Origin of the sequence: Streptomyces sp. XD-27, assembly GCF_030553055.1 — a bacterium.
In the GTDB taxonomy this organism is placed as follows: domain Bacteria; phylum Actinomycetota; class Actinomycetes; order Streptomycetales; family Streptomycetaceae; genus Streptomyces.
On record NZ_CP130713.1, the window covers coordinates 6,110,151 to 6,132,027 of the forward strand.

General features: G+C 73.8%; 15 protein-coding genes, 1 pseudogene and 1 riboswitch. Of the genes and pseudogenes, 10 read left to right on the plus strand and 6 right to left on the minus strand.

Annotated elements, in window-relative coordinates; translation table 11 throughout:
• Positions 1 to 64: 64 nt before the first annotated feature.
• Positions 65 to 529 carry a DUF485 domain-containing protein gene (locus Q3Y56_RS26630; protein WP_304464341.1) on the plus strand — a complete coding sequence of 155 codons (465 nt, stop codon included), beginning with the start codon at positions 65 to 67 and terminating at the stop codon, positions 527 to 529.
• The gene (locus tag Q3Y56_RS26635; protein ID WP_304464342.1) at positions 526 to 2,130 is read left to right on the plus strand and encodes a cation acetate symporter; all 1,605 of its coding nucleotides are present in this window, start codon (positions 526 to 528) and stop codon (positions 2,128 to 2,130) included. Before Q3Y56_RS26630 ends, Q3Y56_RS26635 begins: the two co-directional genes overlap by 4 nt.
• A gap of 79 nt (positions 2,131 to 2,209) precedes the next feature.
• Here the strand turns inward: Q3Y56_RS26635 and Q3Y56_RS26640 are convergent, their stop codons facing one another.
• The 4 genes from Q3Y56_RS26640 to Q3Y56_RS26655 form a co-directional block, all read right to left on the minus strand.
• Positions 2,210 to 2,884 carry a response regulator gene (locus Q3Y56_RS26640; protein WP_304464343.1) on the minus strand — a complete coding sequence of 225 codons (675 nt, stop codon included), beginning with the start codon at positions 2,882 to 2,884 and terminating at the stop codon, positions 2,210 to 2,212.
• Entirely contained in the window at positions 2,881 to 4,557 is a 1,677-nt protein-coding gene (locus Q3Y56_RS26645) for a sensor histidine kinase (RefSeq protein WP_304464344.1), read from the minus strand. The genes Q3Y56_RS26640 and Q3Y56_RS26645 overlap by 4 nt, the downstream gene beginning before the upstream one ends.
• An 82-nt stretch (positions 4,558 to 4,639) precedes the next feature.
• Positions 4,640 to 5,566 (minus strand): sucrase ferredoxin, encoded by a 927-nt coding sequence (locus tag Q3Y56_RS26650; protein WP_304464345.1) that lies wholly within the window; start codon positions 5,564 to 5,566, stop codon positions 4,640 to 4,642.
• Positions 5,567 to 5,693: 127 nt separating this feature from the next.
• Positions 5,694 to 6,938: a citrate synthase gene (locus Q3Y56_RS26655; protein ID WP_304464346.1), complete on the minus strand. Its 1,245-nt coding sequence runs from the start codon at positions 6,936 to 6,938 to the stop codon at positions 5,694 to 5,696.
• 107 nt (positions 6,939 to 7,045) lie between these two features.
• Between Q3Y56_RS26655 and Q3Y56_RS26660 the strand changes: the two genes are divergently transcribed.
• Positions 7,046 to 8,206 carry a citrate synthase gene (locus Q3Y56_RS26660; RefSeq protein ID WP_304464347.1) on the plus strand — a complete coding sequence of 387 codons (1,161 nt, stop codon included), beginning with the start codon at positions 7,046 to 7,048 and terminating at the stop codon, positions 8,204 to 8,206.
• Positions 8,207 to 8,402: 196 nt separating this feature from the next.
• Here Q3Y56_RS26660 and Q3Y56_RS26665 read toward each other — a convergent pair whose 3' ends face one another.
• Positions 8,403 to 10,886: a DNA topoisomerase (ATP-hydrolyzing) subunit A gene (locus tag Q3Y56_RS26665; protein WP_304464348.1), complete on the minus strand. Its 2,484-nt coding sequence runs from the start codon at positions 10,884 to 10,886 to the stop codon at positions 8,403 to 8,405.
• A 243-nt stretch (positions 10,887 to 11,129) separates the two neighbouring features.
• On the opposite strand from Q3Y56_RS26665, the gene Q3Y56_RS26670 reads away from it, so the two are divergent.
• The 4 genes from Q3Y56_RS26670 to Q3Y56_RS26685 all read left to right on the plus strand — a co-directional run bounded on the left by Q3Y56_RS26670 (position 11,130) and on the right by Q3Y56_RS26685 (position 16,034).
• Entirely contained in the window at positions 11,130 to 12,494 is a 1,365-nt protein-coding gene (locus Q3Y56_RS26670) for a pitrilysin family protein (RefSeq protein WP_304464349.1), read from the plus strand.
• A 20-nt stretch (positions 12,495 to 12,514) separates the two neighbouring features.
• On the plus strand, positions 12,515 to 13,882 hold the full coding sequence (locus Q3Y56_RS26675; protein ID WP_304465815.1) for a pitrilysin family protein: 1,368 nt from the start codon (positions 12,515 to 12,517) through the stop codon (positions 13,880 to 13,882).
• A 222-nt stretch (positions 13,883 to 14,104) separates the two neighbouring features.
• Positions 14,105 to 14,259: riboswitch (cyclic di-AMP (ydaO/yuaA leader) on the plus strand.
• A gap of 13 nt (positions 14,260 to 14,272) precedes the next feature.
• Entirely contained in the window at positions 14,273 to 15,067 is a 795-nt protein-coding gene (locus Q3Y56_RS26680; protein ID WP_304464350.1) for a M23 family metallopeptidase, read from the plus strand.
• A 208-nt stretch (positions 15,068 to 15,275) separates the two neighbouring features.
• Entirely contained in the window at positions 15,276 to 16,034 is a 759-nt protein-coding gene (locus tag Q3Y56_RS26685; RefSeq protein ID WP_304464351.1) for a GntR family transcriptional regulator, read from the plus strand.
• A gap of 201 nt (positions 16,035 to 16,235) precedes the next feature.
• Here the strand turns inward: Q3Y56_RS26685 and Q3Y56_RS26690 are convergent, their stop codons facing one another.
• A complete protein-coding gene (locus Q3Y56_RS26690; protein ID WP_304464352.1) occupies positions 16,236 to 16,517 on the minus strand; it encodes an HPr family phosphocarrier protein in 282 nt (93 codons plus the stop codon).
• 143 nt (positions 16,518 to 16,660) lie between these two features.
• Here Q3Y56_RS26690 and Q3Y56_RS26695 point away from each other — a divergent pair.
• From Q3Y56_RS26695 to Q3Y56_RS26705, 3 genes and pseudogenes are all read left to right on the plus strand, one after another.
• Positions 16,661 to 19,956 (plus strand): annotated as a pseudogene (locus tag Q3Y56_RS26695) (GNAT family N-acetyltransferase).
• 60 nt (positions 19,957 to 20,016) lie between these two features.
• Positions 20,017 to 20,604: a DUF5998 family protein gene (locus tag Q3Y56_RS26700; protein WP_304464353.1), complete on the plus strand. Its 588-nt coding sequence runs from the start codon at positions 20,017 to 20,019 to the stop codon at positions 20,602 to 20,604.
• A complete protein-coding gene (locus Q3Y56_RS26705) occupies positions 20,604 to 21,830 on the plus strand; it encodes an alkaline phosphatase family protein (protein WP_304464354.1) in 1,227 nt (408 codons plus the stop codon). Before Q3Y56_RS26700 ends, Q3Y56_RS26705 begins: the two co-directional genes overlap by 1 nt.
• Positions 21,831 to 21,877: the final 47 nt, after the last annotated feature.

Here is a 21,877-nt window from a genome sequence, read left to right on the forward strand (position 1 = left end):
GATCTTCCTGCTCTGTCCATTCTTGGCTCCGCGGCAACGCGCCGCGGAGCCAAGGAGAACACGGGTGGACAACGACGACGGGCAGGACGAGTTCCACGCCGGAACGGTTCGGCTGGGCGACCCCTGGTACGACACGCTGGCCTCCGGCCGCGGCGAGGCCGGGGAACCCGACGAGCCGCCCGCCGCGGGTGCCGACGTCTACCAGCGGGTGCACGCCGGCGCCGACTTCCAGGAGGTACGCCGCCGGTACCGCCGCTTCGCGCTGCCCGCCGCGATCGCCTTCCTCGCGTGGTACCTGGGGTACGTCATCGCCGCGACCGGCGCACCGGACCTGATGGCGCGCCCGGTCACCGGCCCGTTCAACATCGGGATGCTCGCGGGCGTCGCCCAGTTCGCCACCACGTTCCTGCTGACGTGGGCGTACGCCCGGCACGCGCGGCTGCGCCGGGACCGTCTCGCGCTGGAACTGCGTTGGGTGACGCAGGAGATGACGGCACGGGAGACGAGCGCACGGGAGCGGCGCCGGTGACCGGAAACCACCAGGGCCTGGCGCTCCTGCTCTTCCTGGCCTTCGTCGCGCTGACGTTGGCGATCACCACCTTGGTGAGCCGCAAACGGCAGGGCTCGCCCGAGGAGTTCTACGCGGGCGGGCGGCTGTTCTCCCCGATGGAGAACGGATTCGCCATCGCCGGCGACTACATGTCCGCCGCCTCCTTCCTCGGCATCTCCGGCCTCATCGCGCTCTACGGCTACGACGGGGTGCTGTACTCCGTCGGCTTCCTCGTCGCCTGGCTGGTCGTCCTGCTGCTCGTCGCCGAACTGGTCCGCAACTGCGGCCGGTTCACCCTGGCCGACGTCCTGGCCGCGCGGCTGGGGGAGCGGCGGGTGCGCATCGCCGCCGGGACGTCCTCGGTGACCGTCTCCGTCCTGTACCTCGTCGCGCAGATGGTCGGCGCGGGCAGCCTGGTCGCCCTGCTGCTGGGCGGCACCAGCCATCAGGCCCGCGCCTGGACGGTCGTCGGCGTCGGCGCCCTCATGGTCGTCTACGTCTCGCTGGGCGGGATGCGCGCCACCACCTGGATCCAGATCGTCAAGGCCGTGCTGCTCATGGGCGGCACGATCGCGCTGACCACCGTGCTGCTGCTGCGCTTCCACGGCGACCTGGCCGAGCTGCTGACCACCGCGGCGGACCGCAGCGGCCACGGCCGGGACTTCCTGGCGCCCGGGCTGAAGTACGGCGGGGACCTGACCGCCCGGCTGGACTTCATCAGCCTCGGCCTGGCGCTCGTCCTCGGCACCGCGGGGCTGCCGCACATCCTGTCGCGCTTCTACACCGTGCCCACCGCGCGCGCCGCCCGCCGCTCCGTGGTCTGGTCCATCGGCCTCATCGGCGGCTTCTACCTGATGACGATCGTGCTCGGCTTCGGCGCCGCCGCGGTGCTCGGCAGCCACGCGGTACGGGCCTCCAGCCCCTCGGGGAACACCGCGGTGCCGCTCCTCGCGCTCGACCTCGGCGGCGGCGCGGGCTCGACCGGCGGCACGGTGCTCTTCGCGGTCGTCGCCGCCGTCGCCTTCGCCACCATCCTGGCGGTGGTCGCCGGGATCACCCTTTCGTCCTCGGCATCGGTCGCGCACGACCTGTACGCCACGCTCAGGCGCGGGCCGGGCAGGGCGGGGCGGGCGCCGCGCGGTGAGGTCGCGGTCGCCCGGCTGGCGGCGGTCGGCGTGGGCGCGGTGGCCATCGCGCTGGGGCTGCTCGCCCAGGACCTGAACGTGGCGTTCCTGGTTGGGCTGGCCTTCGCCGTCGCCGCTTCCGCCAACCTGCCGGTGCTGCTGTACGCGCTGTTCTGGCACCGGTTCACCGCGCGCGGCGCGGTGTGGGCGGTGTACGGCGGGCTGGTCCCGGCGCTGCTGCTGGTGACCCTGTCCCCGGTGGTCTCCGGTGCGCCGGACGCGCTCCTCCCCGGCGTGGACTTCCACCTCGTCCCGCTGCGGAACCCGGGTCTGGTCTCCATCCCGCTCGGCTTCCTGGCGGGCTGGCTGGGCACGGTCACCTCGGCGGAGCGCGCCGATCCCGCCCGGTACGCGGAGACGGAGGTACGGGCGCTGACGGGCGCGGGCGCGGCCTGACCGGCGCGGTGCTCCGGCGGACGCCGCACACCGACTCGTAGCGGTGTCGCCTCACACCGACTCGTACCGGCGCCTCGCCTCACACCCACTCGTACCGGTGCTCGGGCCGCCCCGTCTCGCCGTACCTGAGGCTGAGCCGGACCCGTCCCGTCCGCTCCAGCAGTTTGAGATAACGCTGCGCGGTCTGCCGGCTGAGTCGGCAGCGCTCGGCCACCTCCTGCGCGGACAGCGGGCCTTCGGCGGCGCGCAGGGCGGTGCGCACCCGGTCCGCGGTCAGCGCGGAGTGGCCCTTGGGCAGCTCGACCGGGCCCGCCGAGCTGCCGCCGAGCGCGCCGAAGATGCGATCCACCTGGTCCTGTTCGGCCTCGCCGCCGCCGTCCAGGGTGCGGCGCAGCGCGGCGTACGCGTCGAGTTTGGAACGGAGCCCGGCGAAGGTGAACGGCTTGACCAGGTACTGGAGCGCCCCGTGCCGCATGGCCTCCCGCACGGTGGCGATGTCGCGGGCCGCGGTCACCATGATGATGTCGGTGTGGTGGCCGAGCTGGCGCAGCCGCCGCACCAGGGCCAGGCCCGTCTCGTCCGGCAGGTAGTGGTCGAGCAGCACCAGGTCCACCGCGGTGCGCTCCAGGAAGGCCAGCGCCTCGGCGGCGCTGTGCGCCTGGCCCGCGACGCGGAAGCCGGGGACCTTCTCGACGTACGCGGCGTTGACACGCGCCACCCGTACGTCGTCGTCGACGACCAGGACGGCGATCATCGGCGTTCTCCCGCCGGGGTCAGCGGAACGGCGGTGTCCTCGGTCAGGGCCTCGGGCAGGACGACGGTGAACCGGGCGCCGGGCCCGCCGTCGCGGCCGTCCACCCGGGCGCTGCCGCCCTGCCGCTCGGCGAGGCGGCGCACCAGGGCCAGCCCGATGCCGCGCTTGCGGTGCGCGGGCGGCTCCTTGGTGGACCAGCCCTCGGTGAAGACCAGGTCGCGCCGGTCGGCCGGGACGCCGGGACCGGTGTCGGCGACCGTCAGCACGACCGTACGGCCCCGGGCCGTCAGCCCCACCTCGACCCACGGGTCGGGGGAGCCGGAGGCCGCGTCCAGCGCGTTGTCCACCAGGTTGCCGACGACCGTCACCAGCCCCGGTGGGTCCACCACCCGGTCCGGCAGCAGGGTGTCCGTACTGATCCGCAAGGACACCCCGCGCTCTGCCGCGACCGTGGCCTTGCCGACGAGGAGCGCGGCGAGCAGCGGGTCGTGGATGCGCTCGGTGACCTGCTCGGCGGTGGCGCGGTGCACCCCGACGGCCTCGGTCACGAACTCCACGGCCTCCTCGTGCAACCCGAGTTCGAGCAGGCCGAGCAGGGTGTGCAGCCGGTTGGCGTGCTCGTGGTCCTGGGCGCGCAGCGCGTCGATCAGGCCGCGGGTGCCGTCCAGCTCGCGGCCGAGCTGCTCCAGTTCGGTGCGGTCGCGCAGGGTGGCCACGGCCCCACCGTCCTCGGTCGGCATGCGGTTGGCGACCAGCACCCGGCCGCCGCTGACCGTGAGCAGGTCGGCGCCGGTGACCCGGCCGGCGAGCACATCGGCGGTACGGCCCGGCGGCAGCACCTCGTCCAGCGGCCGCCCGGTGTCCTCCGCCCGCAGGTCCAGCAGCCGCTGCGCTTCGTCGTTGACGAGCCGGATGCGGCTGTGCGCGTCGAGGGCGACGACGCCCTCGCGGATGCCGTGCAGCATCGCCTCGCGTTCGGCGAGCAGCGCGGAGATGTCGGAGAAGGCCAGGTCGTGGGTGCGGCGGCGGAGCCCGCGCGCGACCAGGTACGCGGCGACGGCGCCGACGGCGAGCGCGCCGCCCGCGTAGGCGAGCAGCCCGGGTACGGCGCCGATGAGCCGGTCGCGGACGTTCTCGTACGCGATGCCGACCGAGACCGCGCCGACGACCGTGCCGTCGGCGTCCCGCAGCGGGGCCTTGCCGCGCGCGGACCTGCCGAGCGTGCCGGTGTCGATCTGCATCACCTCGCGGCCGGCCAGGACCTGGCTGGGGTCGGTCGAGACGTGCTTGCCGATCTCGGCGGCGGAGGGGTGGGACCAGCGCACGCCCCGCCGGTCCATGACCACGACGTACTCGGCGCCGGTGGTACGGCGGATCCGTTCCGCCTCGGTCTGCACCGGGCCCGCGGGGTCGGGCCCCGAGGCTGTCCGCAGGGCGTCGGCGAGCCCGCGTTCGGCGGCTGTCGTCTGCGCGATGGCCAGCGCCCGCCGCATGGCCTGGTCGTCGAGCTGAGCGCTCAGCGGGGCGAGGAAGAGTCCGGTCGCGAGCACGGCGACGCCGCCGACGACGGCCAGCTGCATCAGCAGGACCTGCGAGAACACGCGTCGCGGGCGGGGCCAGCCGATACGCCATCGGGTGGCGGCCCGCAGGTCCCGGGGTCTCGCAGCGCTCATGGGTACGAAGGGTAAGCGCACAGGGCCTGGACCGGACCTGGTCAGGCCCCGGCGACCTCGGTCGGTGACGGGCGGAACCGGGTCAGCGCCGGCTGACGGCCACCGCGCGGACGCCGAGCACGTCCATCCGGGCCGGAGCCAGCAGCGCCGCGCCGCAGCTCTGCGGGCGGGCGGGCTCCTCGGCGACCTGGGCGACCGAGACGTGCCACTCCCGCCCGTCGGCGTGCGCCACGGTCACCGTCCACAGCGGTGCGGACCCCTCGGTGCGGACGACGGTGAGCGCGTCGGCCCCCGTCTCGCCGGTCAGCTCGCGGACCGCGAGGTCGGCGGCCTGGCCGGGCCGCTCCCACGCGGAGCGGCCCCGGCAGCCGTCGGTCACGACGCGGCCGTCCCGCACGGCCTCGACGACCTCCTTGACGGCGTGGGCGGTGGCCCGGCCGTACGCGTACCCGTACGGGAGCACGACGAGCGTGGGGGAGAAGCGGTGGCCGCCGATGTGCGTGATCTCCCAGGTGCCGTCGGCCCCGGAGGCGGCCAGCTCGGCGGCGAGCGGGCGGCCGAGCAGGGCGCAGCAGCGGTCCCGCTTGCCGTTGGTGCACACCAGGACCAGCGGCGCGCCGGTGTAGGGCTCCCAGCCGTCCCGCAAGCCCGCGGCGTCGCCCGCGCCGAGGGCGGCGAAATCCAGGTCCATGAGGCGGACGGGGTCGGTGAGGGAGGCGGTACGGATCCAGGAGCCGCCGGGCCGGGTGTGCGCGACGAAGACCCGGTGCCGGGCCGGGACGTGGCAGTCGGCGTGCCGCCCGGGACGGCGGATCAGCGCGACCCGGACCCCGGTGCCCTGGGTGGCCCGTTCCAGGGCGCGGCCGAGCGCCGGGTCGAGGTGGCTGCCGGTCAGGGCGTCGGCGCCCCAGGGGCCGGACTGCTCGATCAGCAGCCAGGTGGGGGCGACGGCCGCTGTTCCGGCGAGCGGCTCGGACAGGTCGCGGGAGGCGGACGCGCACATGCTCACGAAGGTAAGCCTAACCTAGCTTGTGCCGCCTCGCTGTCAGGGGTAAGTACGCGTCGCCGCCCAGGCGTTGCCGGGACCGGGTCCCGGCCGGTGGATGTCCGCCACCTGCCACGGAGCCCCCTCCTGCCTACGGCAGCGGGACCAGGGGCGGGGGCTGGGGCGGGCGCGGGCCGCGGTACTGGCCCACGGGCCGCATCCGCAGCGGCTGCTCGCCGTACTCCTCCAGCGCGTGCGCGATCCAGCCCGCCGTACGCGCCACCGCGAAGACCGTCTCGCCCGCTTCCTGCGGCATGTCGGCGGCGACCGTCAGCACGGCCAGCGCCAGGTCCACGTTGGCGTGCAGCGGGACGTGCCGGGCCATCGTCGCGACGATCTCCCGGGCCGCCCGCAGCGCCTCGGCGGCCTGCGGGACGTCCTCCAGCAGCGTGAAGAGGGCCTGGGCGCGAGGGTCCTCGCCCGGGTACAGCTTGTGGCCCAGCCCCGGTACGCGGCGCCCGGCGCGCAGGTGGCTCGCCACGACCGCCGCGCCTCCGCGTTCGACGGCGTCCATCAGCATCCGGTGCGCGAAGCCGCTCGCGCCGCCGTGCAGCGGCCCATCGAGTGCCCCCAGGCCCGCCGAGACCACGGCGTACGGATGGGCCTGGGCGGAGGCGGCGACCCGCGCGGCCACCGTGGAGACGGCCAGGTCGTGGTCGATGAGCAGGACCAGCGCACTGTCCAGCACGCGCAGCCAGGACTCCTCGGGTGCCCGCGTCGTCAGCCGGGTCCACATCCGCCGCGCCACCGGGGCGTCGGACGGCTCCGGTTCGCCGACCACGGGCAGCACGTCGGTCAGCGTGGCGATCAGATCGTGCGCGGTGGCCACGACCGCCGACCGTTCCAGCTCGAAACGGAGCGGATCGGCCGCCGCGGCGGCGATGGCGGCCACGCGCAGCCGGTCCAGGAGCCCGCTGTGCGCGGGCAGGGCGGCCACCGCGCGGCGCGCCGCCGCCAGTGTCTCGGTGTGCGCGGTGAACCGGACGCCCGGCCGCAGCTCACCCGTCCACAGCCACTGGGCGACCTCCTCGTAGCCGTACCGCTCGGCGAGCTTGGTGGAGTCCACGCCGCGGTAGTAGTGGCGGTCGTTCTCGATCAGCGTGATGCTGGTGCCGATCGGGCCGTCGTCATCACCGGCCCGGGTCTCGCGCCTGTTGCGCCGCGCGAGCGCCTCCACCTCCGCGGCGTCGAACGTGCTGCCGCGCCCGCCGGGGTTCCGGCGGCTGGTCAGCTGCCCACGGCTCACATACGCGTACACCGTCTCCGGTTTCACCCCGAGCCGCTCCGCCGCCTCCCGAGTGCTCAACCGCGGCGTATCCGTCCCTTGATCCGTCATGGGTCACACCGTATCCGTCTCTGTACACATTGATTCAATCAATATTGACAACTCTTTGATCAAGCATAGACATTCAGATCAACATACGCAGCGAGAAGAGGACGCAGATGCCGACCAGGGAGAGCAACGCCCCGATCGCCGTACCCCGCGGGCTCGCGGGCGTCGTCGTCACCGACACCCGGGTCGGGGACGTGCGCGGGCGCGAGGGCTTCTACCACTACCGCCAGTACTCGGCCATCGAACTGGCCCGGACCCGCACCTTCGAAGACGTCTGGCATCTGATGTTCCACGGGGAGCTGCCGGACGCCGAGCGGCGCGCGGCCTTCGCCGCCGAGACCGCGGCCCTGCGGCGGCTGCCCGCCGACGTGGAGGCCGTACTGCCCGCGCTGGCCCGGGCCGGCGCCCGCTCGGGGCCGCTCGCGGGACTGCGGACCGCCCTGTCGATGATGGGCGCCTCCGCCGGTCTGCGCCCGCTGTACGACATCGACCCGGAGACCCGCCGAGCCGAGGCGCTGGCGGCCTGCGCCGCCGTCCCCACCCTGCTCACCGCGCTGTACCGGCTGGGGCAGGGGCTGCCGCCGGTGCCGCCCCGCGAGGACCTGCCGTACGCGGCGAACTACCTCCACATGCTCACCGGCGCCGAGCCGGAGCCGAAGCGGGTGCGCGCGATCGAGCGGTATCTGATCTCCACGATCGACCACGGGTTCAACGCCTCGACGTTCACCGCGCGCGTGATCGCCTCCACCGGCGCCGACCTGGCCGCCTGCCTGGTCGGCGCGGTCGGGGCCCTCTCGGGCCCGCTGCACGGCGGCGCCCCCAGCCGCGCCCTGGACACCCTCGACGCCATCGGCACCGCCGACCGCATCGATTCCTGGGTGCGCGGGCAGGTCCTGGCGGGGGAGCGCATCATGGGCTTCGGACACGCGGTCTACCGCACCGAGGACCCGCGCTCGCGCATGCTGCGCGAGACGGCCGAGGAGTTCGGCGGCCCGCTGGTCACGCTCGCCACCCAGGTCGAGAAGCGGGTGGAGGCGATCCTCGCCGAGCTCAAGCCCGGCCGCGAACTGCACACCAACGTGGAGTTCTACGCGGGCGTCGTCATGGAGCTGTGCGGGCTGCCGCGCGAGATGTTCACCCCCACCTTCTGCGCCGCCCGCGTCGTCGGCTGGAGCGCCAACATCCTGGAACAGGCCGAGGACCCCAAGATCATCCGCCCGGCGGCGCGGTACGTCGGGCCGCCCCCGCCGCAGCCCGTGCCCGCGCCCTGACAGCCGGGACGGCGGCCGCACGACCGGGCGGATCAGGACAGCGCGGGGCCGCGGCACCGGAAGGGTGCCGCGGCCCGTTGTCCTTACCGGGGGTCGGAAGACCGGCGCGAAGCCGGGGGTCGGAAGACCGGCGCGAAGCCGGGGGCCGGACGACCGGCGCGGAGCCGGGGCCGGAAGACCGGCGTGAAGCCGGTGGCTACACCGTCCCGGCGATCGCCGCCACCGGCTTGGCCAGCGCCAATCCCGAGCCGTCGCGCCGCGGGTCCGGCTCCGGCAGCGGCGCCGGGGCTCCGGCCGCCGTCGCCGCGCGGGCCGGGGAGGCCCCCGCCCAGGCCAGCACCAGGCAGTCCTCGCCCTTGAGGAACCGCTGGCAGCGCACGCCGCCCGTGGCCCGGCCCTTGCGCGGGAACTGGTCGAACGGCGTGAGCTTCGCCGACTGCTGCACCGAGTCGTCCAGCGTGCCCCGCGCGCCCGCCACCGTGAACACCACCGCGTCGGCCGCGGGATCCACCGCCGTAAAGGCGATCACCTTCGCGCCGGAGGCGAGCTTGACGCCCGCCATGCCGCCCGCCGGACGGCCCTGCGGCCGCACCTGGCTCGCCGGATACCGCAGCAACTGCGCGTCGTCGGTGATGAAGACGAGATCCTCCTCGCCCGTGCGCAGCTCCACCGCGCCGACGATCCGGTCCCCTTCCTTGAGCCCGATGACCTCCAACTCCTCCTTGTTCGAGGGATAGTCGGGGACCACGCGCTTGACCACGCCCTGCTCCGTGCCGATCGCCAGCCCCGGCGAGGACTCGTCCAGCGTCGTCAGGCACACCAGCCGCTCGCCGTCCGCCAGCGACAGGAACTCCGAGACCGGCGCGCCGCCGGCCAGGCTCGGGGCGGCCGCCGTCTCCGGGAGCATCGGCAGGTCGATCACCGACAGCCGCAGCAGCCGCCCGGTGGAGGTCACCGCGCCGACATCGGCGCGCGCCGTCGCCGGGACCGCGGAGACGATCACGTCGTGCTTGTGGCGCTTGCCGCCGCCGTCCCCGGGATGCGGCTCGGCACCCGCCGTACGCGCCAGCAGCCCGGTGGAGGAGAGCAGCACCCGGCACGGGTCGTCCGCCACCTCCAGCGGCACCGCGGAGACCGGCGCGCCCGCCGACTCCAGCAGCACCGTCCGCCGCTCCGTGCTGAACTTCTTGGCCACCGCGGCCAGTTCGGCGGAGACCAGCTTGCGCAGCTCCGCGTCCGACTCCAGGATCCGGGTGAGCTTCTCGATCTCCTCGTTGAGCTTGTCGCGCTCCGCCTCCAGCTCGATGCGGTCGAACTTGGTCAGCCGGCGCAGCGGCGTGTCCAGGATGTACTGGGTCTGGACCTCCGAGAGGGAGAAGCGCGCGATCAGGGACTGCTTGGCCTCCGCCGCGTTCTCACTCGATCGAATGATCCTGATGACCTCGTCGATGTCGAGCAGCGCGACGAGGAGGCCCTCGACCAGGTGGAGCCGGTCCTGGCGCTTGGCGCGCCGGAACTCGCTGCGCCGCCGCACCACGTCGAAGCGGTGGTCGAGATAGACCTCCAGCAGCTCCTTGAGCCCCAGAGTGAGCGGCTGGCCGTCCACCAGCGCCACGTTGTTGATGCCGAAGGACTCCTCCATCGGCGTCAGCTTGTACAGCTGCTCCAGCACGGCCTCGGGGTTGAAGCCGTTCTTCACCTCGATGACCAGGCGCAGCCCGTGCTCCCGGTCGGTGAGGTCCTTGACGTCGGCGATGCCCTGGAGCTTCTTCGCGCCCACCAGGTCCTTGATCTTGGAGATCACCTTCTCCGGGCCGACGCTGTACGGCAGCTCGGTGACGACCAGGCCCTTGCGGCGCGCCGTGACGTTCTCCACGGACACCGTGGCACGGATCTTGAACGTGCCGCGGCCCGACTCGTACGCGTCCCGGACCCCGCCGAGCCCGACGATCCGGCCGCCGGTGGGCAGGTCGGGACCCGGCACGAACCGCATCAGGGTCTCCAGGTCCGCGCCCGGGTGCCTGATGAGATGGCGGGCGGCCGCGATCACCTCGCCCAGGTTGTGCGGCGGCATGTTCGTCGCCATGCCGACCGCGATCCCGGACGAGCCGTTGACCAGCAGGTTCGGATAGGCGGCGGGGAGCGCGACCGGCTCCTGCTCGCTGCCGTCGTAGTTGGGGGCGAAGTCGACGGTGTCCTCGTCGATCGACTCGGTCATCAGCGACGTCGCCGACGCCATCCGGCACTCGGTGTACCGCATCGCGGCGGGCGGGTCGTCGTTGCCGAGCGAGCCGAAGTTGCCGTGCCCGTCCACCAGCGGCACCCGCATGGAGAACGGCTGCGCCATGCGCACCAGCGCGTCGTAGATGGAGGCGTCACCGTGCGGGTGGAGCTTTCCCATCACCTCGCCGACGACGCGCGCGCACTTCACGTACGAACGCTCCGGGCGCAGCCCCATCTCGTTCATCTGGAACAGGATGCGGCGCTGCACGGGCTTGAGGCCGTCGCGGGCGTCGGGCAGCGCCCGCGAGTAGATGACGGAGTAGGCGTACTCCAGGAAGGAGCCCTGCATCTCGTCGACGACGTCGATGTCGAGGATGCGCTCCTCGAAGTCTCCCCCAGGCTGCGTCCGGGAGGTGCCCCCACCGGTGGACGGGGTCTTCGTGCTGCGGCGGGCCATCGCGGCTACGGCTCCTTCAACTGCCGAGGCTGGGTCTTATGCCGACCATTGTGGACCGCCGCACTGACAACGCGGACCGCGACCCATGATCGGTGGCGGGGCGCGCGGCCGGACGCACGTCCTGACGCACGTCCGGACGCCGGGCGGGAACTTCGCCAGATGTCCGCGCGCTTGCATAGAGTGACAGCACCTGCTCATCACGCGGTTGCGCAACTGTTCCCGCACGCGATCGAAGGGACGTACATGCCCATGGGTCACACGGCCACGCAACAGGCCGGTTCCGGCGGCCTGACAGCGACCGAGCACCGCCTGGCCAACGGCCTGCGGGTGGTGCTCTCCGAGGACCATCTGACCCCGGTCGCCGCCGTCTGCCTCTGGTACGACGTCGGCTCCCGCCACGAGGTCAAGGGCCGTACCGGTCTGGCTCACCTTTTCGAGCACCTGATGTTCCAGGGTTCGGCCCAGGTGTCGGGCAACGGCCACTTCGAGCTGGTGCAGGGCGCGGGCGGCTCGCTCAACGGCACCACCAGCTTCGAGCGCACCAACTACTTCGAGACCATGCCCGCCCACCAGCTCGAACTCGCCCTGTGGCTGGAGGCCGACCGCATGGGCTCCCTCCTGACCGCGCTGGACGAGGAGAGCCTGGAGAACCAGCGGGACGTGGTGAAGAACGAGCGCCGCCAGCGCTACGACAACGTCCCCTACGGCACCGCCTTCGAGCGGCTGGTCGCCATGGCCTACCCCGAGGGCCACCCCTACCACCACACCCCGATCGGCTCGATGGCCGATCTGGACGCCGCCTCCCTGGAGGACGCGCGGAACTTCTTCCGCACGTACTACGCGCCGAACAACGCGGTGCTCTCGGTCGTCGGCGACATCGACCCCGAGCAGACCCTGGCCTGGATCGAGAAGTACTTCGGCTCCATCCCCTCCCACGACGGCAAGCAGCCGCCGCGCGACGGCACGCTGCCCGACGTCATCGGCGAGCAGCTGCGCGCGGAGGTGCGCGAGGAGGTCCCCTCCCGCGCCCTGATGGCCGCCTACCGGCTCCCGCACGACGGCACCCGCGAGGCCGACGCCGCCGACCTGGCGCTCACCGTCCTCGGCGGCGGCGAGTCCTCCCGGCTCCACAACCGGCTGGTGCGCCGCGACCGCACCGCGGTGGCCGCCGGATTCGGCCTGCTGCGGCTGGCGGGCGCGCCCTCGCTCGGCTGGCTGGACGTGAAGACCTCCGCCGGTGTCGAGGTGCCCGACATCGAGGCCGCCATCGACGAGGAGCTGGCCCGCTTCGCCGCCGAGGGCCCCACGCCGGAGGAGATGGAGCGCGCCCAGGCCCAGCTGGAGCGCGAGTGGCTGGACCGGCTCGCCACCGTCGGCGGCCGCGCGGACGAACTGTGCCGGTTCGCCGTGCTGTTCGGCGACCCGCAGCTGGCGCTCACCGCGGTCCGGCGGGTCCTCGACATCACCGCGGAGGAGGTGCGGGACGTCGCCGCGGCGCGGCTGCGTCCCGACAACCGCGCGGTGCTCGTCTACGAACCCACCGAGCCCGAAGGCCAGTCCGCCGACGCCGACGAGACCGACGACGAGACCGAGGAAGCGAACCAGTGAGCGACGCCGTCACCTCCGCCATGACGTTCCACCCGCAGCCGCAGGCCGGTGTCGCCAAGCCGTGGGCGTTCCCCGCCCCCGCCCGGGACCAGCTGCCCAACGGCCTGACCGTGCTGCGCTGCCACCGCCCCGGCCAGCAGGTCGTCGCGGTCGAGATCAACCTGGACGCCCCGCTGGACGCCGAGGCCGACGGTCTCGACGGCGTCGCCACGATCATGGCGCGGGCCCTGTCCGAGGGCACCGACAAGCACACGGCCGAGGAGTTCGCCGCCGAGTTGGAGCGCTGCGGCGCCACCCTCGAGGCACACGCCGACCACCCCGGCGTCCGGGTCTCCCTGGAGGTCCCGGCCTCCCGGCTGTCCAAGGCCCTCGGCCTGCTCGCCGACGCGCTGCGCGCCCCCGCCTTCCCCGACGGTGAGGTGGAGCGCCTGGTGGCCAACCGCCTGGACGAGATCCCGCACGAGCTGGCCAACCCGGCCCGCCGCGCCTCGATGGCGCTGTCCAAGGAGCTGTTCCCGGCCGACTCCCGGATGTCCCGGCCCCGGCAGGGCACCGAGGAGACCGTGAAGCGCATCGACGCCGCCGCGGTCCGGGCGTTCTACGAGGCGCATGTGCGCCCCTCGACCGCGACCGCCGTGGTCGTCGGCGACCTCACCGGCGTCGACCTGGACCAGGCCCTGGCCGACACGCTCGGTGGCTGGACCGGCGGCACCGCGTCGAAGCGCCCGTACCGGCCGATCACCGCCGACGACACCGGCCGGGTGGTGATCGTGGACCGGCCCGGCGCGGTGCAGACCCAGCTGCTCATCGGGCGGACCGGCGCCGACCGGCACGACCGCGTCTGGCCCGCCCAGGTGCTCGGCACCTACTGCCTCGGCGGCACCCTCACCTCCCGGCTCGACCGCGTGCTGCGCGAGGAGAAGGGCTACACCTACGGCGTACGGGCCTTCGGGCAGGTGCTGCGCTCCACCCCGGAGGGGACGGGCGCCGCGATGCTCGCCATCACCGGCTCGGTGGCCACCGAGGTGACGGGCCCCGCGCTGGAGGACACCTGGAAGGTGCTCCGCACGCTCGCCGCCGAGGGGCTGACCGACGCTGAGCGGGACGTCGCGGTGCAGAACCTGGTGGGCGTCGCCCCGCTCAAGTACGAGACGGCGGCGGCCGTCGCGGGCACGCTGGCCGACCAGGTCGAGCAGCACCTGCCGGACGACTTCCAGGCCCATCTGTACGCGAGGCTGGCGGAGACCGGGACGGTGGAGGCCACGGCGGCCGTCGTGAACGCCTTCCCCGTCGACCGGCTCGTCACGGTGCTCGTCGGCGACGCCTCGGTCATCGAGGAGCCGGTGCGGGCGCTCGGGATCGGTGAGGTGAAGGTCGTCACCGGCTGACGGGGGCTCACCTATACGGGACGAAGCGGAACTCCGGCGTCACATAGGACGCCGGAGTTCCGCTTTTCCGTCCCCTGATGCGCTGGGTGTCCGATTTGGGCGAGAGGCTTCCCGTCTGCCCTGTGGCGAGGGCAACAAAAAGCCGGATCCGTTTGGTGATTGAAAGATCGTGCGTCTAGCGTCGATCCGGCTGTTCGTCAGATTGCGTCGCACCCGCGACCCGGACAGTCATCGCCGAGTCCCCGACGCGTGAGCCGAGGGGAGCCGGGGACCCACGTCCCCCTGGGGTGAATCGGGTGCCTCTCCGGAGGGATCCGTAGGAGACCTTCCTGCTCCGAACCCGTCAGCTAACCCGGTAGGCGAGAAGGAAGGAAAGGAGTACGCCGACTCATGGCGTTCACCCGTCCCACCGGGAAGCACCGCCGTCCTCGCCGCACCCCTCTCACCGGTACGCACATCGCCGGTATGGCCACGCTCGCCGCCTCCGGCGTCGTCGCGACCGTCGCCTCTCCCGCGTTCGCCGCGCCCGACGACTCTCCGCGGTTCGAGGACACCGGCCTGAACCAGGCGATCGTCGTCGACGACCACCTCGCGGACGAGATCGGCGTCCAGGCCGCCAACCAGGAGCGGGCGGCCGAGGTGGCCGCCGCCAAGCAGCAGGCGGAGGCGCAGGCCCGCAAGGAGGCCGCCGAGGCCAAGCGCAAGGCCGAGGCCGCCGCCAAGAAGGAGCGGGCCGCCAAGGAGCGCGCCGCCCGCGAGGCCGAGCGCAAGCGCCTGAACACCTACGTCGCGCCGATCGCGGGCTCGTACGTCTCCACCCAGTACCACGCCTCCAGCGGGCTGTGGTCCTCCGGCAGCCACACCGGCGTGGACTTCCACGCCGCGTCGGGCACCACGGTGCACGCGGTCGGCTCCGGCACCGTCGTCGAGGCCGGCTGGGGCGGCGCGTACGGCAACAACGTCGTGATCAAGATGAACGACGGCACCTACACCCAGTACGGCCACATGTCGTCGCTCAGCGTCACGGTCGGCCAGACCGTCACCCCCGGCCAGCAGATCGGGCTCTCGGGCAGCACCGGCAACTCCACCGGGCCGCACCTGCACTTCGAGGCGCGCACCACCGCCGAGTACGGCTCGGACATCGACCCGGTGGCGTACCTGCGCGGCCACGGCGTCGCCATCTGACGCGCACCAGCGCCACGGCGCATCGCGCCACGTCCTCTCGCACAGGCCCCGGCCCCCGGCCGGGGCCTGTTGCTTGGCCAAAAAATATCCATGAAATCAGGCCGGCCGTCGGAAATTCCCGCAGTTTGGAATAGAGTTCACGGAACACGCGTCAATCGGCTGCGTTTCGCGGGGATTAAGGCGGAGGTTCGACGATGCGGGACCGGAAATGACCGGCGATACGACTGCGATCCAGAGCGGTCGCCGGGTTTCGGCGCATGCGGTGTGCACGGCGATTCGCGACGACATCGTCTCCGGCGTGTATCCACCCGGCAGCCGACTGGGCGAGGAACTCCTCGCCCGCCGCTACGGCGTTTCACGCGTGCCGGTGCGCGAGGCGCTGCGCACCCTGGAGTCCGAGGGGTTCGTGACCACCAAGCGGCACGCGGGCGCCTGCGTGGCCCGGCCCTCCGAGCGGGAGGCGGCCGATCTGCTGGACATCCGCGCACTGCTGGAGCCGCTGGGTGCGGCGCGCGCCGCCCAGCGGCGCACCGAGGCCCATCTGAAGGTGCTGCGCGGCCTGGTCAGGCTGGGCCAGGAGCGGGCCCACCGCGGCCAGCTCGGTGAACTGCGGTCGCTGGGCGACTGGTTCCACGAGACGCTCGCCCAGGCCTCCGGCAGCCCGAGCCTGGCGGGGCTGCTGGTGCAGCTCCGTCGCAAGATCGACTGGGTGTACGCGGCCGACCCGGGGCGCATCCCGTCCGCGCCGCCGGGCGGTGTGCGGACCGAGTCGGCGACGGTGCGGGCCGTGGCGGCGTGGGAGGGCCACGGCGCCCTGGTGGACGCGGTGGCGCGCGGGGACGCCGACCGGGCCCGCGAGCTGGCCACGGCGCACGCGGAGCGGTCCCTGGCGGAATACCGGTCGCGCCGCCCGTTCGCGGTGAGCGCTCCGAAACAATCCGTAAACACCGCGCGCGTCAAGAATTAACAACCGGCCCGTATACAAGAGGTCCGCGAGACGAGCAGGTGCCATAAAAAGCTGCGCGGAGAATTTCGCGTTGCCCTGGTGGATATCCGGGTGCCCTGCCGGAAATGGTCGCGGCATGGATGCGGAAACGATAAAGGCCGCGGTGTCCCTGATCGGGACATCGCGGCCTTTGTCTGCTCGGAATCGCGGCGATTCCGTGCATCAGACGGTCTCCGGAAGCTCCCCAAGACCCTCGGCGACCAGCTTGGCCAGGCGGTCGAGCGCGGCCTCGGCACTCTCGTCCTCCGAGGCGAGGACGACCTCCTCACCGCCCTGGGCGCCCAGGCCCAGCACGGCGAGCATGGAGGCGGCGTTGACCGGGGTGCCGTCGGCCTTGGCGATCGTGACCGGGACGCCCGACGCGGTGGCCGCCCGGACGAAGATCGAGGCGGGCCGGGCGTGCAGGCCCTCGGCCCAGCCGACGGTGACGCGGCGCTCAACCATGGTGTAGCCCTTCAGGTCGTTGCTAGTTGTCTAGACCAGTCTCTCATGGTGTCGGGAGTGGTCCGGAAGCGGACTTCCCCGCGGACGCCGGTGTGCCCGCGCGGGGCGGTGTCGCCGTCAGTGCCTGCGCATACGCTGGCCCCATGCAGACCGCGTCAGACCCGGACCGCCACACCTATCCGGCCCACTGGGAAGCCGACGTGGTGCTCCGCGACGGCGGCACCGCGCAGATCCGCCCCATCGCCGCGGATGACGCCCAGCGCCTGGTCAGCTTCTACGAGCACGTCTCGGACGAGTCGAAGTACTACCGCTTCTTCGCCCCGTACCCCCGGCTCTCCGCGCGCGACGTGCACCGCTTCACCCACCACGACTACGTCGACCGGGTCGGGCTGGCCGCCATCGTCGGGGGCGAGTTCATCGCGACCGTCCGGTACGACCGCATCGACGAGCGCGGCATGTCCGCCACCGGCCCGGCCGACGAGGCCGAGGTCGCCTTCCTCGTCCAGGACGCCCACCAGGGGCGCGGGGTCGCCTCGGCCCTCCTCGAACACATCGCGGCCGTCGCCCGCGAGCGCGGCATCCGGCGCTTCGCCGCGGAGGTGCTGCCCGCCAACACCAAGATGATCAAGGTGTTCACGGACGCGGGCTACACGCAGCAGCGCAGCTTCGAGGACGGCGTGGTCCGGCTCGAATTCGACCTCGAACCCACCGACCGGTCCCTCGCGGTGATGCGGGCCCGCGAGCAGCGCGCCGAGGCCCGCTCCGTCCAGCGGCTGCTGGCCCCCGGCTCCGTCGCGGTCATCGGCACCGGCCGCGCGGCCGGCGGCGTCGGCCGCACCGTGCTGCGCAACCTCCTCGACGGCGGCTTCACCGGTCGTGCGTACGCGGTCAACCACGCCTTCCCGCAAGGGCAGACCGTCCTGGAGCCCGAGGGCGTCCCCGCCCACCGTTCCATCGGCGAGATCGCCGAGCCCGTCGACCTCGCGGTCGTCGCCGTCCCCGCCGCGAGCGTCCCGTCCGTCGTCGCCGACTGCGGTGAACACGGCGTCCAAGGGCTGGTCGTCGTCTCCGCCGGCTACGCGGAGAGCGGCGCCGAGGGCCGCGCCCGCCAGCGCGACCTGATCCGGCAGGCCCGCGGGTACGGGATGCGCGTCATCGGCCCCGGCGCCTTCGGCGTCATCAACACCGCGGACGGGGCGCGGCTCAACGCCTCCCTCTCGCCCGAGATGCCGCCGGCCGGACGGGTCGGGCTGTTCACCCAGTCCGGCGCCATCGGCATCGCCCTGCTGTCCGGGCTGCACCGGCGCGGCGCCGGTCTCGTCGGTCTGTCCACCTTCGTCTCCGCGGGCAACCGGGCCGACGTCTCGGGAAACGACCTGCTCCAGTACTGGTACGACGACCCCGACACCGACATCGCCCTGATGTACCTGGAGTCCATCGGCAACCCGCGCAAGTTCACCCGGCTCGCCAAGCGCACCGCGGCCGTCAAGCCGGTCGTCGTGGTCAAGGGCTCCCGGCACAGCGGCAGCGCGCCCCCCGGCCACGCGGTGCCGACCTCCGCCATCCCCGACGCCACCGTCTCCGACCTGCTGCGGCAGGCCGGAGTGATCCGCGTGGACACCGTCACCGAACTCGCCGACACCGGGCTGCTGCTCGCCTCCCAGCCACTCCCCCAAGGCCCGCGCGTCGCCATCCTCGGCAACTCCGAGTCGCTCGGCCTGCTCACGTACGACGCCTGCCGCACGGAGGGACTCCGCCCGCTGCCGCCCCGCGACCTCACCACCGGCGCGGGTCCGGCGGACTTCGGCCAGGCCCTGGGGGAGGCCCTGGCCGACGGCACCTGCGACGCCGTCGTGGTCAACGCCATGCCCTGGGTCGGCGGCGCGACCGCCTCCGACCTGGCCGCGGCACTGCGCCAAGCCGCCGCCACGGCCGCCGCGAGCGGCACGACCAAGCCGGTCGCGGTGGTCCACCTGGAGATCCCTGGCCTGGCGGAAGCCCTCGCGGCACCGACTCGCGCCGATGCCGCGCCGCATGGGGACGAGGTCACGCCCGCCGCCACGGGAACGGGCCCCGCAAACCGAGGGGGCGGCTCCACCGCCGACAGACCGGACGACGACCGTGCCTCCGCGTGGCAGGCGGCGGCCCCGTCCGCAGGACAGGGCGGAACCGCCGCGCCACCGGGCGGCACTCGGACGGTCGTCGCGCCCGATGGCCGACCGGGCGCAGCCGCGCCCGGTTGCGCGCCGACGGCGGCCGGGGCCGCGGGCACCGGCGCGCCCGCGGCGGCTGCGTCGGCGCCCGCGGGACCGGAGGCAGGGGCCGACGGGGCGCCCGGCGGCGGGGCTCGCCCCCGTAGGCCCGCGCCGGAGCGGAGCCCTCGCGTCCCCGCCTATCCCGCCGCCGAGCGCGCCGTGCGGGCCCTCGCCGAGGCCGTGCGGTATGCCGCGTGGCGGCGCCAGGCGGCGGAGCCCGGCCGGGTCCCGGAGTACGACGACATCGACGAGGCCGGGGCCGCGGCCGACATCGAGGTGCTGCTGGCGGGGGAGGAGCCCCCGGCGGGCGAGTCCGCAGGTCCCGGCCCCGACGAGCCTTCCCGGAGCGGTACGGTCCCGGCGGCCGGGTCCCGTGACGCCACCGCCCTGCGGCCGGGCCGTCCGGTTCCCGTGCTCCTGCGGTCGAGCCGCCCGGCGGTGCCGCCCCCGCGGTCGAGCCCGACGAGCCCGCCGGGGGTGCCCCCGCCGGGGCCGTCGGCGTCGGGCTCTCCGCGCCCGACGCCCAGCGGCTTCTCGCCCGGTACGGCATCAGCCTGCTGCCCGCGCTGCCCGCGCCGGACGCCGACACCGCCGTCGATGCCGCCACCCGCCTCGGCTTCCCCGTCGCGCTCAAGCCCACCGCCCCGCACCTGCGCCACCGCACCGACCTCGGCGGGGTCCGGCTCGACCTGGGGGGCGAGGCCGAACTGCGGCGGGCCTACGCCGAGTTGACCCAGGCCCTCGGCGCCCCCGAGGAGCTGCGGCCGGTCGTCCAGCGCATGGCGCCGCGCGGCGTCGACACCGTCGTACGGGCCGCCATCGACCCGGGCGCCGGCGCCGTGCTCTCCTTCGGGCTCGCGGGCGCCCCCTCCGAGCTGCTCGGCGACACCGCCCACCGGCTCGTCCCCGCCACCGACCGCGACGCCGCCGAGCTCATCCGGTCCATCCGCACCGCGCCGCTGCTCTTCGGCTGGCGCGGTTCCCAGCCCGTCGACACCGGTGCCCTGGAGGAACTGCTGCTGCGCGTGTCCCGGATGGTGGACGACCACCCCGAGATCGTCGCCGTCGACCTCGAACCCGTCGTCGTCGCGCCGCGCGGGCTGTCCGTCCTCGGTGCCTGCGTGCGGCTCGCCCCGCCGCCGGTCCGCAGCGACCTGGGCCCGCGCCACCTGCCGAACTACTGACCGGTCCGGTGCCGCCGGGGGAGGGGCCCGGCACCGGCTCGGCCCCGTAGGATGGGGCTCATGGCGAAGACCGGTACGACGACCCAGGGGCTGCGCGCGGCGATCGAGCGCAGCGGCTACTACCCGGCACTCGTTGCCGAGGCGGTGGAGGCCGCCGTGGGCGGCGAGCGGATCGCGTCGTACCTCGTCCACCAGGAGACCACCTTCGACTCCAACGAGGTCCGCCGCCATGTCACGGTCCTCGTCCTCACCGGCACCCGGTTCATCGTCAGCCACACCGACGAGCAGGCCGCCGACACCACCTCCCCGTCGCCGTACGCCACCACCTCCACCGAGTCGGTGAAGCTGGACCGGATCTCCTCGGTCGTCCTCAGCCGCGTCGTCGCCAACCCCGAGTCGTACACCCCGGGCACGCTGCCCCGCGAGGTCGTCCTCACCATCGGCTGGGGCGCCGTGAACCGCCTGGACCTGGAGCCCGCCGCCTGCGGCGACCCCAACTGCGAGGCCGACCACGGCTACACCGGCTCCTCCACGGCCGACGACCTGAGCCTGCGGGTCAGCGAGGCCGGCGACGGCCCCGACAGCGTCCGGCAGACCCTCGCCTTCGCCCAGGCGCTCTCCGAGGCCACCACGGACACCGGCCGCTGATGTCCGGTCCGACCCCCGGCTCCGCGCCCGCCGACTCCCCCTGGCACCAGCCGCCCGTACTCGACCTGCGCTCCGCCCCCGTACCCCGGTACGGCACCGGTTCGCTGGCCGACCTGCTGCCCGCGATCGCCGCCGGCCAGGGCGTCCCGGGGCTCGCCTCCGGCCTGGAGCTGGCCCCCGCCGACCGGGTCTGCGTCTTCCTGATCGACGGTCTCGGCTGGGAGCTGCTCAAGGCCCATCCCGCCGAGGCGCCGTTCCTGACCTCGCTGCTGTCCAGCTCCACAGGAGGCACGGGAACCCCGCTCACCGCCGGTTTCCCGTCCACCACCGCGACCTCGCTCGCCTCGGTCGGCACCGGTCTGCCGCCCGGCGCCCACGGCCTGCCCGGCTACACCGTCATGGACCCGGCCACCGGCGCCCTGATGAACCAGCTGCGCTGGCAGCCGTGGACCGACCCGTACGTCTGGCAGCCGCACCCCACGATCTTCCGGCTGGCCGACGCGGCGGGCGTGCACACCTGCCAGGTGTCCGCCCCCACCTTCGAGCAGACCCCGCTGACGAAGATCGCGCTGAGCGGCGGGACCTTCCACGGCCGGCTCTCCGGCGAGGAGCGGATGGACCTCGCGGCCGAGCAGCTCGCCGCAGGGGACCGCTCGCTGGTCTACACGTACTACAGCGAGGTGGACGGCAAGGGGCACCGGTTCGGCACCGACTCCGACGAGTGGCGCGGCCAGCTGATGTACGTCGACGGGCTCGCCCGGCGGCTGGCCGAGCAGCTCCCGCCCCGCTCCGTGCTCTACGTCACCGCCGACCACGGGATGATCGACATCCCCTTCGACCCCGAGTCCCGGATCGACTTCGACGAGGACTGGGAGCTGCGCGCGGGCGTCGCCCTGCTCGGCGGCGAGGCCCGCGCCCGGCATGTCTACGCCGTCCCCGGCGCCGCCGCCGACGTGGCGGCGGTATGGCGCGAGGTGCTCGGCGACCGGATGTGGGTGGCGACGCGGGACGAGGCCATCGCGGCGGGCTGGTTCGGGCAGCCGGATCACGGCGGCGGCGTCGACCCGCGGGTCTACGGCCGGATCGGCGACGTCGTGGCCGCGGCCGCCGACGACGTGGCGATCGTCGCGTCACTGACCGAGCCGAAGGAGTCGGCGATGGTGGGGCTGCACGGTTCGATGACCGCCGTCGAGCAGCTCGTCCCGCTGCTCGAAGTGCGCTCCTGACCGTCCGGGCCTGCCGCGCCCGTCCCCGGCGGCCCCACATCCCCGCG

Bases quoted from the DNA above. Each gene is read 5' to 3' on its own strand.
- Q3Y56_RS26640 (WP_304464343.1), bottom strand. From the start codon at position 2,884: ATGATCGCCGTCCTGGTCGTCGACGACGACGTACGGGTGGCGCGTGTC.
- Q3Y56_RS26645 (WP_304464344.1), bottom strand. From the start codon at position 4,557: ATGAGCGCTGCGAGACCCCGGGACCTGCGGGCCGCCACCCGATGGCGT.
- Q3Y56_RS26655 (WP_304464346.1), bottom strand. From the start codon at position 6,938: ATGACGGATCAAGGGACGGATACGCCGCGGTTGAGCACTCGGGAGGCG.
- Q3Y56_RS26660 (WP_304464347.1), top strand. From the start codon at position 7,046: ATGCCGACCAGGGAGAGCAACGCCCCGATCGCCGTACCCCGCGGGCTC.
- Q3Y56_RS26665 (WP_304464348.1), bottom strand. From the start codon at position 10,886: ATGGCCCGCCGCAGCACGAAGACCCCGTCCACCGGTGGGGGCACCTCC.
- Q3Y56_RS26670 (WP_304464349.1), top strand. From the start codon at position 11,130: ATGCCCATGGGTCACACGGCCACGCAACAGGCCGGTTCCGGCGGCCTG.
- Q3Y56_RS26675 (WP_304465815.1), top strand. From the start codon at position 12,515: ATGACGTTCCACCCGCAGCCGCAGGCCGGTGTCGCCAAGCCGTGGGCG.
- Q3Y56_RS26680 (WP_304464350.1), top strand. From the start codon at position 14,273: ATGGCGTTCACCCGTCCCACCGGGAAGCACCGCCGTCCTCGCCGCACC.
- Q3Y56_RS26685 (WP_304464351.1), top strand. From the start codon at position 15,276: ATGACCGGCGATACGACTGCGATCCAGAGCGGTCGCCGGGTTTCGGCG.
- Q3Y56_RS26690 (WP_304464352.1), bottom strand. From the start codon at position 16,517: ATGGTTGAGCGCCGCGTCACCGTCGGCTGGGCCGAGGGCCTGCACGCC.
- Q3Y56_RS26700 (WP_304464353.1), top strand. From the start codon at position 20,017: ATGGCGAAGACCGGTACGACGACCCAGGGGCTGCGCGCGGCGATCGAG.
- Q3Y56_RS26705 (WP_304464354.1), top strand. From the start codon at position 20,604: ATGTCCGGTCCGACCCCCGGCTCCGCGCCCGCCGACTCCCCCTGGCAC.